This window comes from Pseudomonas sp. yb_2 (assembly GCF_043103905.1).
Lineage (GTDB): Bacteria > Pseudomonadota > Gammaproteobacteria > Pseudomonadales > Pseudomonadaceae > Aquipseudomonas > Aquipseudomonas alloputida.
The window spans coordinates 1-568 of the sequence record NZ_JBICKH010000053.1; the positions used below are offsets into that span (position 1 = coordinate 1).

1 pseudogene is annotated in these 568 nt (G+C 54.9%); it reads left to right on the forward strand.

Features of this window, described 5'->3' with window-relative positions:
• A pseudogene (locus tag ACF8FB_RS12850) lies at positions 1–458 on the forward strand (transposase); the annotation flags it as partial.
• Between the last annotated feature and the right edge of the window lie 110 nt (positions 459–568).

Here is a 568-nt window from a genome sequence, read left to right on the forward strand (position 1 = left end):
GACCTAACCGCAATTCCAACCATTGGGGTGGACACTGCATTAGTGCTGGCAGGGGAGATCGGTACAGATCTATCACGCTTCCCGTCCTCACAGCACTTCTGCTCTTGGTTGGGACTGGCTCCCCCTACCCGAATTTCCGGCGGTCATCGACTGGCAGGTGGTGGGCCCAAAATAGTCAATCGAGCAGCTCAAGCACTCAAGCAGGCTGCATCCAATGCCCGTAACGACAAGGGTTTCATTGGTGCATCACACCGAGCCAGACTGACTCGAATGGATACCAGCTGCGCCATCAAGGCCACTGCGCATCAGTTGGCACGTCTGGTGTACAACCTGTTAACCAAGAAGCAGGCTTATGTTGAACAAGGTCTTGAGGAGTTCGAAACCAGAAGCCAAGACCGGCAGGTCCGGCTTTGCTTCGCAAAGCCCGGAAACTGGGGTATCAGCTGGTGGCCGCCTGAGTGCTTAGAAAACAATGGGTTGCATTTTGTTTGATGAGAGATCACCCAGCCCTTCCGGGCTGCGCTGTCGCACAGCAAACAGGATGCGCATGACGTCAGATCTGCACTGA